Origin of the sequence: Limnohabitans sp. DM1, from assembly GCF_001269385.1 — a bacterium.
Taxonomy (GTDB): domain Bacteria; phylum Pseudomonadota; class Gammaproteobacteria; order Burkholderiales; family Burkholderiaceae_C; genus Limnohabitans_A.
Genome location: NZ_CXOO01000075.1, coordinates 1 through 10,650, shown reverse-complemented (window position 1 = coordinate 10,650; position 10,650 = coordinate 1). Strand labels below are relative to the sequence as shown.

Annotated in this window: 5 protein-coding genes; all 5 read right to left on the bottom strand. The window is 55.1% G+C overall.

Features of this window, described 5'->3' with window-relative positions:
• On the bottom strand, positions 1 to 438 hold a 438-nt coding region (locus AMM33_RS21170), incomplete at its 3' end, for a transposase family protein (protein ID WP_194945656.1).
• Between the two features lie 52 nt (positions 439 to 490).
• Positions 491 to 3,835, bottom strand: a complete 3,345-nt coding sequence (locus AMM33_RS21165; RefSeq protein WP_090143207.1) for a DEAD/DEAH box helicase family protein — start codon at positions 3,833 to 3,835, stop codon at positions 491 to 493.
• 2 nt (positions 3,836 to 3,837) lie between these two features.
• Positions 3,838 to 4,968 carry a PDDEXK nuclease domain-containing protein gene (locus tag AMM33_RS21160; protein ID WP_090143206.1) on the bottom strand — a complete coding sequence of 377 codons (1,131 nt, stop codon included), beginning with the start codon at positions 4,966 to 4,968 and terminating at the stop codon, positions 3,838 to 3,840.
• Positions 4,968 to 8,312 (bottom strand): site-specific DNA-methyltransferase, encoded by a 3,345-nt coding sequence (locus tag AMM33_RS21155; protein WP_090143205.1) that lies wholly within the window; start codon positions 8,310 to 8,312, stop codon positions 4,968 to 4,970. The genes AMM33_RS21160 and AMM33_RS21155 overlap by 1 nt, the downstream gene beginning before the upstream one ends.
• Positions 8,313 to 8,337: 25 nt before the next feature.
• A partial coding sequence (locus tag AMM33_RS21150) for a helicase-related protein (protein ID WP_090143204.1) occupies positions 8,338 to 10,650 on the bottom strand: 2,313 nt, incomplete at its 5' end.

The window sequence follows — 10,650 nt, the reverse complement described above, 5'->3', positions numbered from 1 at the left end:
CAAGCCACAGGCCATCTCAACATACTTTTCGCACACGGCCAGAACCTTGTGCGGCGACTCCCCGACAAGACGCGAGACGGCGGCAAATGGCATCTGGCCAGACAGCATCAGAATGAAGGCTTCAAACAGCAAGGTGAAGCCATTAAGTCGCCCGGCAAAATCAGGCTCGACCAACCGCACCGAACCGTTGGGAAGTTTCACGCGAGGCGTGCGAACTTGCAGATGGCACTCGTGTTGAAAGAAGTTCAGGTGCCGATACGTCTTGGCCACCGTGTCGTGCACACCATGCAGCCCATCGTGACCCGAGACTGCAAAGCGACTGCCGACTTTGAAGTCAATCAATATCGTCAAGGTCTTGGCACCTTCGTCGAACTCAACCGAGGCAACGCACCACGGGTCAGTGATGCCCAGGGCAGATTCAAACAGCTTGGCAGTCATCAATTCACGCTCAAAAGTTGATCAATATGGCAGAAGCTTACCCACTCAAATTTCAAGAGAACCTCTTTTTGAGATAGTTTTTCGGACCATCCCCCATGAACAAAACGTGGCGTTTTTCCAGCTCGACCTTTTGCTCTGGCCCGCCCACATTGAGCAGGTCTGTGAAGTTTGTGTGGGACAAGATGAAGGCATTGAGCGTCAACTTGGCATCGCCCTTTTTGGCTTGCTTTTGCAGCTCAGCCTCCAAGGTTTTCACTTCCAAATAAAGCCCCAGCTTCGGATCTGACAGGTCCATGTTGCGAATGCCTTTGGGGTCCACAAAACTCAGCCACTGATCGCCCGTTTGGTCGTCTACCAGCCAGAGCAAAAAGTCAGGGTAAAAATTACCTGCCAGTGCAAAACCAAGCCCTTTTTCTTGACGGTCTGCATTGCGCAGCAAATACAGGCTGCGTTGACCAATGGCGTCACGCCCTGCTGGGCTGTCGTAGAAAGCCTCAAGGTCTTTCACAAACTCCCATTCGCTTGGCGCATCAAACGCGAGGGGTCGCATTTTCAATGGCACAGCGTCTTTGTTTTCCAGCGAAAGCAAGGGATAGAAAAGGTGCCGATCAAAGCTGATGGCAACCATGTTGTTGGCCCCCCACTGGCTGGCTTCGCCAATCTTGCCCTCTCGCACCAGCTTTTGAAGAACTTCCAGCTTTTGCTTGTAAACGTGGCCCTCTGGGCTGTCTTCAATCGCAATGTGATACAGCTTCAGCATGGAGCCATGTTCGTCCGACATGGTCACAACATCGTAGAACTGACCCTCATACGCGTTTTTCAGTGTCTTGTAGAACCGATCTGTGTAATCGCACAGAAGCTGAATCAGAAAATCTTCTTGCTTACGAACATCGGCGTATGTGTTGATTGCCAATTCGGTTGAAGGGGTAAACAGCGTGTACCAAGTACTTGGCCCCTCGGCAAAGTCACGCAGCTTTTGCATATCCAAGCGCAAATTGCTCCAGCTGCGTTGCAACTTAAAACGCATGACGGCCAGGTAAATGCGATCCCAGTCGAACACTGAAAAAAGCTGGGGGTTCAGTTTGCCTTCTTCACGCGCCTCCGTGTTTTTGAGCGTCCTGTCTTTTGATGCCATAGCGGCCACACGGGGGTAAAAATCAAGCACCACATGCGCAGGCTTGATCTTGGCAAGGAATGGCGCAGGGACTTCGTAGAGCCACGGGTAATGTGTGCGCTTGAAGCCCAGTTTTTGGTTGTCTTTGTACCCATCTTTCAGGGCCAGGGTCTTCAATTTACTTGCAGGCAAATTGGCCCGCGTTTCAAAGTCCAGCTCCAAGATTTCGTCGAAAGGAACAATGCCCTCTTCCACCAAATAATCTTTGAAGGTGTTCATGTAATTGGCTCGCACACCAAAAATGTTCAGAGTTTCTAAAAGCTCCAAATTGAGACCCTTGGGGCGTTCATGTGGGGTGCTTCGCTTTAAAGAAAAACCCTTGCCCTTCAAACGAACCCCACGACCAAACAACTGGATGATTTGAGAACCCTCACCCTGGCCCATGTTCAGCAGGCCCATGGTCGAAACACGCCAGCTGCTCCAGCCTTCGGTGAACTTTTTGGAGCCAATCAACACATTGAGCTTGCTGCCCTTGTTGTTGAGGGTTCCAAACAATGGACCGCCAAACTCATCGGTTTCGTTCTCAAACGCCTTTGCGTTTTCGGCAGTGCTGAAAAATCCTGCATCGTCGCCAATGTTGATCAATCCAAATGGCTCGGCATCCCCGACACGCAAAGCCAGTTCACCTTTGCTGGCCTTGATGTTGACCAGCTTGAGCCGTTGCCGAGATGGCGCATTAAAAACCCGTTGCAGGATGTCCGCATAAAGATCGTCAATACGGCCCAAAAACCCCATCAAGGGGGTGAACCGGTTGTGAAAAATATTGTTTCGCTTAGCGTCCAGAATTTGCGCTTTGTCTGCAATCAGGTCAGCCAGCCAGGCTTTGACCTTGTCATCTTTGTTCAGGAAAAACGCCAGAAAATTCACCACCTCCAAAACGTCCGAATCCTCGCCTGTGACGGTGTTACCGACAAACACCCACAAAGGTTTTTCAATGTTGAATTCGGTCAGTTGGCCATGGCTTGTTTCCCACAACCACATTTGCTGGTAGTAGGACAGGATGCAAGCGGTGAAATACTTTTGTGCGTTTTCTGCAAGTGCATAGGCTTCACCATCCATGTTCAGAATCAGCGACTCTTTGCCGTATCCATCGGCATAAAAATACTTGTATGAATAGTCAAACAGAATGCATTTGGCATACACCTCTTTCGTGGCCCTGATGCGAGCCCTGCGCTTGTCCTCCAGAGTCAACGACAACTGGGCTGTTTCTTCAGGGCCCAACTTTTTCAGGCTGCTGGTGCCAAAGAGCATTTTGGCTTTGGCTTTCTTCAACTCCTCTTCTTCCTCGGCAATCGTGCGGCCTTTGGCCACGGCTTGGCCAAACGTGGCCGAATACTCAAAGGCGAAGCCCCCGCGCACCAAAGCCTCGCGCCGCGCCATCCAAGCACCCGCCGCCGTGCCCGTGCCCCGGTGCCCCTCGTCCACCAGCACCAAGTTATTGCCCTCAAAGGCATCAACCGCCACCGTTTTTTCACCCATCTCATCGCCCAGCTTGTTGATGTCGATGATTTCGATGGTGCCCTTGGGCGGCTTTTGGGTCTTGTTGAAAGGCTGGGCAAAGCCAAAGCCCGACAAGTGCAGCTCTGTCAAATGCTGCGCTGACAAGCCCTCGTTGGGCGTGAGCAGGATGATCTTGTCCGGGTAGTGGTCGGGCTTGCCATTTTGGAAGTAGTACAAATACTGCTTGATGTTCACATGCAGCAGCAGCGTTTTGCCACTGCCCGTTGCACTCCAGAACGCCACCTTGTTCAGCTCGTCGGCGACGAAATCCTGCAACACCAAGGCACCGGTCTCGCTGCGGTAAAGGGCCATTTCAGCATTCAGCCCATTCAGCAGCGCTTGGCGCTTGTTGAAGTACCAATCCAGATACAGCTCGCTAAAAAGCAGCGACAGGTACTGGAAATACTTCATCTGCAGCGCATGGCCTTCACGCTGGTTGCGCTGGTTTGTGATGGCTTGCCAGTGCGCGACGATGTTCAGGTCATAACGCCGCAAGTCTTTCTCAGGCACCTTGTTGGGATCAAACAGCCCACGGGTCAGCTCATGAAAGAACTGGGTCTGCCCGTCTTCGTCTATCCCTTCAAACCGGTCATCGGCAATGCGGGATTTGATGGCAGCCAGCGTGCCGCCATGAAAAAACCCCAGCACCCAGCGGTTGAGGACCAATTCCTGATGGAAAGTGCGCTTTTTGGGCACCGCAGCTGTTTTTGTTCTTGTGGCCATGGTCAGCCCTGTTCTTTCAGTTTCATCGCCAAGCGAATTTCCTCGGCATCGCGCTTCAACTCGGCACGCAAATCGTCTTCTGATGGCAACACCAGCTTGTAGCGGCTGGCAAAAATCTGCTCGCTACCATGCAGCACCGAATAACGCACCACCGATTGATCCTTCGATTCACACAGCAAAATGCCCACCGTGGGGTTGTCGCTCTCGCCGCGCTTGAGGTCGTCGTACATGCGGACGTACATGTCCATCTGCCCAATGTCCTGGTGTGACAACTCTTGTGTTTTCAGATCAATCAATACAAAGCATTTCAGCAAATAGTTGTAGAAAACAAGATCGATATAAAAATCCTTGCTCTCCGTGCTGATGCGCTGCTGCCGCGCCACAAAAGCAAAGCCTTTGCCCAGCTCCAGCAAGAAAGCCTGTAACTTGTCCATCAAACCCTGTTCCAGGCTCGACTCCAGCAAGGCACCAGCGCCGGGCAAGCCCAAAAACTCCAGCATCATGGGGTCACGCAAAAATGCACGCGGGCCGGCATCCAGCTGTTCCAGGTTGTGCTGCGCCTCTTGCGCCACGGCCACCTTGTCCTTGCTCAGCAGCAAACGTTCGTAATACAAGGTTCCCATTTGCCGTTGCAGGGCGCGTGTGCTCCAGTTCTGCGTGGCAGCCTCGTTCATGTACCACTGCCGTGCGTCCTCGCGATCCAACTTGGTCAACAAGCGGTAATGCGTCCAGCACAATTCGTGACGCAGTGCGTCACGAATTGGAAACGCTTGGTAAAACAGGCGCATGTAGCGCAAATTCGAGGCGTCGTAACCCTGCCCATAATCCGCCTTCAATTTTTCGGCCAGCAAGGGCAACAAACGCTTGCCATAAGCTGCACGCACCGCACCGCCTTGCTCAAACTCGACAATGTACCGACCCACCGACCAGTTGGTTTGCACCTGAATTTCATCCACTGCGCGCACCGCACGGTTGCGGGCATCGCCAATCAACTGGCGTAACTGGCTCAGCAAATGGTCAAAAGCCGTCTGACTGGTTTCTTCAGGCGCAGACGCTGCAGGCACTGTCAAACCTGCTGTTTCTTTGGACTCCTTCTTTGAATCCGCCGACTTTGGGTGGGCTTTCTTGGCCATCACACATCCTCCACCGAGAACATGCGCTCCAGAAACTCAGGCTCGATCTGGCGAATCTTGTGGGACCAGCCTGCCGCTTCTTCACCCGCCGAGGGCGTGTAGCTGGCCGGGATGTTGTGGTCGCCGTTGATGTAGATGACGTCGAAGGGGTTGTTGGCCGCCTCCAAGTGCAGGCGGTTGGCCATGCGGCGCAGTTCGTCGTAGTCGATCCTGTCGCAATCGCGCCAGAGCACTAGGCAGCTTTCGCCGCTGGGCAGGGTGCCGATCACGCTTACAAATCCTCGTTCCTGCTGCGCATCGATGGACTTCACGCGCAGGCCGATCAGGTAATTGAAGGTTTCGACCATGTCCACCTTGCGTGGCTCATAGGCCCCCGCCGAATCCACCGCGATATTGAGCGCGTAATCGAAAGGGTTGTTGAAGTCTTGCACCGACAACAGCGAGCCACGGCTTTCCACATCGAGCATGTAGCGCATGAGGTAGTCGTCTTGCGCGGCCTGCGGCAGATTGCCAAACAGATCGCGCGAGCTTGCGGGTTTTTGCAGGTGCAGGTTGTTCAGGGTGTCTTCGTAGCTTTCGAGCTTGAGGACTTTGAAGCAGTGGGAGATGCCAGTTTCTGGCGCTGTCGGTTTACCAAGTCGCCAATCGGCTGAGTAAGCCACCTTCTGCATGCGCGGTTTAATGATCGTGTTGAAGTATTCCCCTTGCTCAACCGTGATGTACCGGCGTTTGCCACCGTCCAGCCGATTGGCAGTGAAAACAGCGTGAGCGGTACTGCCCGAACCGCCAAAGCAATCCAAAACGGTGCTGTCAGATCGGGTGGCGTGAAGGACGAACCGGCTTACAAAACTGGCGTGCTTGGGAGCAAGGAAAACGCCGGATCGGTTGAAAAGGTCATGTGTCTGTTTTTCACCGTCCGAGTAGTCGGAAAACACGCTCTTGCCGACGTTTGTTTCAACCTCGTGCAGCATTCGCTTGATGCGTGGGACCTTCGTTTCGTCGTGGCCCCATGCAATTCTTCCATCAGCATCAAGAGCAAGGAAACTCCTCTTATTCGGACTGTCAGGATCACGTTCGAGAGCGAACTTCCATCCACTCTTAGGGTGCGGCGTCGGCTTCTTGGTGATTGGGTGAAGCGGCTTGTACCACCGATAGTTGGGGTGATTGGGGTCATTCACAGTCGGCGACTGTTTTGACGCTGGCATTGATGTGTTGTCTTCCTGCCAAATCCAAATCTTGGCCTTCCGCTCTGCAGCTTCAGTATCAGGAACGAGACGACCGTTGGCATCTCGGTATTCCGCGCCGCTGTAGTTGAACAAGCCCTTCCAAGGATCATTTCCTTTTTCATCCTCCCATTCCAAACCTTGCGCCTCTACCTCTTGGCGGTATTCGATCTGATGGTCGCGATAAAGTTTGCGCAGTTCAGCTTCAATCTCAGAGACAGGCGGATAGTTTGGGTTCAGCCGTGCAACGAGTTCCATGACATCGGCAAAGCCAGGTTTAGGCTCGCGAAACATGCTTTTGTCTTGCTCAGCCACCGGCCTGTTTTTGGCATAAACCAACACATATTCGTGATTTGTCGAATAGTTAGGGGCTTGGCTGTTGTTGGTGTTCATGGCCCAAATCAGCTCTTCGATGTGGTTGTCCTCACCGAAGTTGATGCTCAAAACATGCTCAAGATTTTGACGTTCATGCTTGTCGATGCTGACGAAGATGGCTCCGTCTTCAGGGATAAATCGCTTGAGCTTGGCGATGCGGTTATCCATCATCGTCGCCCAGGCCGAATGCTTGAACGTGTTTTTGTAGGGTATGGAATTGCTGGCGGTGTTGTAAGGCGGATCGATGTAAACGCACTTCACCTTTTCTTGGTAACGGTTGCCCAGCAAATGGAGTGCCTGAAAATTGTCACTGTGGACCAACAAGCCATCAACGCTGGCATCCAAATCAGGCATGGCGTTGAGCAGGCGGGCACGAAACCTCCCATCAAACAGCGCTGTATCGACCATCAGGAAAGGCAAAAACCTCAAATCATTTTCCGTCCCCACCTCCGAGCTGTCTCTCATACCCAGTTCGTGCCACTGCGCCCACTGGCGCTCATTTGCCGCAATCTCGGCATAAAGGTCTTCAGGCACCCGATCCAGCGTGATGCAGTAGTGGCTGGACACCACAAACTTTTTCTTGAGCCACAGTTTTTTTTGAAAATCCTCCAGCTGCGCCAAGAAGGTGATCAGCTCCTGTGCAATGCTGCGCAGGCACTGGATCATGCGAAGGCTTTTTTCGATGTCGGCAAAGGCGTTGGCGTTTTGCACATCGTCCAAGTGCATGACTTCGTTCTTGATGTAAAAGTCCAGCTCGCGGCTCAAAAAACCGCCCAGGTTTTTGTGGATGAAGTAGTCAGCGCTGTTTTTGGTGGTGTAGTCACTCAGGTGCTTTTCCAGCAGGGTGCGCTGCGGGTTCTTCTCGGTCGGTGCGCGGTTGCCCAGGTCCAGCCAGCGGGCCTTGACGGCAGCATCGCTCAATACGGCGGTCACGGCCTTTCCAATCAGGGCATCTTGCTTGCTGCCTTTGGGCACGGCCTTGTATTCAAAACGGATGAGCAGCTCTTTGCCTGCACCTGGCGATGTGCTCTCCACCTCTTCCACAGGCAATAGAGTTTCTTCAAAGCCTTCTCCTTGCTCGTCCACGCGGGTGTGGGTGCGCTGATCGATCAGCACAAAACGGCGGTCTTTGTCGTTGTCTTTGCGGTTGTCTTTGGCGGTGTCAGCCGCGACCAGGCGGAAATGCACTGTGCGTTCGGTTTTGCCGTCTTGCCCGGCAAGTTTGAAGCTGTAGTTGGCAAAGTTTTCGCCGCTCTTGGTGTAGTACTGGTCTTTGTTGGCCCAGTGCAGCATGACTTCTTCGCCCGAATACGGAATGGCGTAGGTGTCGCCCTTGTAGCGGCGCTGGCTGATGAAGTCACCGCTGTCGTAGTAGCGTGAGAAGAAGGTGAGCAGGTGCGAGAACACTGCGTTTTCGTGTTCATTAACCCCTGTGCTGTATTGCGCCATTTTTTCGCGCAACTCCCTGACTTTGGGCACTGTGTCGGGGTCCATGCCATCGGCACGGTATTGGGTTTCTTTTTCGTGCAGTTCTTGGGCGACTTGTTCGCTCTGGGCCTGAGCGCCTTGCCCCAGCGCATCGCGCACTTTTTCAAGCAGTCGGTTTTCAAGGTAATCGTTGATCTCGGTGGCTCGGGCGTTGAGGATGCGATAAATGCCAAAGTCCAATTCAGGCCGGTCGATCTGGAAAACCTCGCGCAATTTGGTGACAAGTTCTTGGTGTTTGGCGGATGCAGGCTTTTTCATTTCTACTTTTCTTTCAGTAGGCCAGTCAGATGACGACCCATGTCAGCGTCATCAGGGTTTCGGTTTGGACCCGTTGGGTCATGCGTTGCGTCAGCTGCTCAATCAACTGTTCGCGTTTGTCTTTCACGTCGTCTTCCACTTCAAAAATTTCTTGTCGTTGGCGACGCAGCTGACGTTCCAACTTGGCGATGCGTTCTTGAATGGCGTGTTGTTCGTCCAACGATGTGGCGTGGCGGGCCTCGCGCTGGGCGATGCGGATTTGTTCACGCGTATTGCGCAGGGCTTGCTCGGCCCCTTGAACCATGTCTTCGGCCGAACGGTCCAACTTGTCGCGGGCCTCGGTGAAGTGCGCGTTGTTGGTTTCCAGCGCGTGGGCCACGGTGGCGTCGGCGTGGCGCTTTGCTTCTTGTTGCAGGCGGGTGGTTGTGGCTGGTTCGGCTTGGGTAACGTCGCTGTTGCTTTGCAGCGTGGCGGGCGTGGCCATGAGCTTTTCGCAGGTCTCTTGGTCCAGCGATTGGCCGCTGTTGGTCAGGGCCGAGAAGAGCAGGTATTCCTGTTTTTCAAAGCTGTCCACCGTGAGCTTTTGCAAGGTGAGCACACCCGACTGGCCGCGCAGCGCTTCGACCACCGAGACGCGGGCTTCGGTTTGCCGCGTGTCAAACACCAGGCGTTGCACCGGGGTACTGGCTTGGCAGGCAGCGTGCACCACCCACTCGCCTAGGGGGTGCGACAGGCGGTAGGTGTGGGCGTCCTTGCCGGGCTCATTCACGGCGAGTGAATTGGCGTCGCTGGGTTGTTGACGCGAGATGAGGTGGTAGCGGCCCGGGGGGATGCCCTCGTCCATGCCCGCAGCGGTGGGCGCGGGCAGGTCAAAGCTGAGGTGCTCTTCGTCAAACCAGGCTTGCCCGGCCAGCACATGGCGGGTCAGGTCCCAAAATCGGCGGCTGAATTGGTTGAGGTGGCTCAGGGTGTCCTGCCGCTGCAGGCGCAGGCGTTCGTGCACTTCGGCGTCAAACACTTCCAGCAGCTGGCTGCGGGTTTGCGCCATGCGTTCGTCAATGGCGGGTTTCATGGCCTGGCCCAGCGCGGCAAAGGCGGCGTCGATTTGCGCGGGCGTTCGGCAGGTGCGGTAGATGTCGAGAATGCGCCGCTCGATGTCCACACCGGATTCGATGCTGCCCAGCACTTCATCAGACGCGCCAAACACGCCGTCAAACAGTTTGAATTTGACAGCCAGCAGCTCCAGCACGCGGGCGTCGGCGTGGTTGCGTTCGTTGAAGAAGTTGATGACCACCACGTCGTGCTTTTGGCCGTAGCGGTGGCAGCGGCCAATGCGCTGCTCCACGCGCTGGGGGTTCCAGGGCAGGTCGTAGTTGATGACGAGTGAACAAAACTGCATGTTCACGCCCTCGGCGGCGGCTTCGGTGGCGATCAGGATGTCGGCTTCGTCCCGAAAGTGCTCGATCAGCGCGGTGCGGATGTCGATGTCGCGCGAGCCGCTGATGCGGCCCGTGCCTTGGTTGGCCGTGAGCCAGCGTTCATAGATGTTGCTGGCCTCGGGGCCTGAGTTGGTGCCGCTGAACAGCACCACTTTGCCCGCGTGGCCGTTGTGCTCCAGAAAGCGTTTAAGGTATTCCTGCGTGCGGCGCGACTCGGTGAAGATGAGCGCTTTGCGTTGCGCCGCGCCTCCGGTTTGCATTTGGGCCAACGCGTTGAAGCCCACGTCCAGCGCTTGCAGCAAGGCGGTGGTTTTGGTGTCGGTGCCGATGCCTTGCGCCCAAGCGTGCAGGCGGTCCAGCTCGGAAATCTCGGCGTTCAGGCGTTGGCGGTCGAGCTGGGCGGGGTCTGTGGGGGCGGCGGTCGTCCCGGTTTCTGGTGTTTCGTCGCTGCCGTTCAGGATTTCATCCAGCAGGTCTTCTTCCATTTCCTCCTGGCTGACCAGGGTTTCGATCCAGTCGTTTTGGTCCCAGTCGGTGGTGTTCTGGATTTTTTGGTCGCGCAGCTTTTCTAGCCGCTCTTTCATCACTCCCAGGGTGCCCGCAATGGCCAGCGAGCTAGACGCCAGCAGCTTGCGCAGCACCAGCTCGGTCAGGTGGCGTTGGCGGCGGGGGATGGCGTAGCTGTCTTCGCGGGTCAGGTAGTCGCTGACGGCTTCGTAAAACCGGTGTTCGTCGTCCGTTGACCGGAACTTTTGCGTGATGGCTTTGCGCTCGGTGTACTTGATGTACTCGGTCACGTCCTTGCGCAGGGTGCGTTTGCAAAAGCTGTCCAGCCGTTGGCGCAGGCCAGCCAAGTCGCCGCCCGAGCCGGTGAACTGGCTTTTGAAAGCGTTGATGTC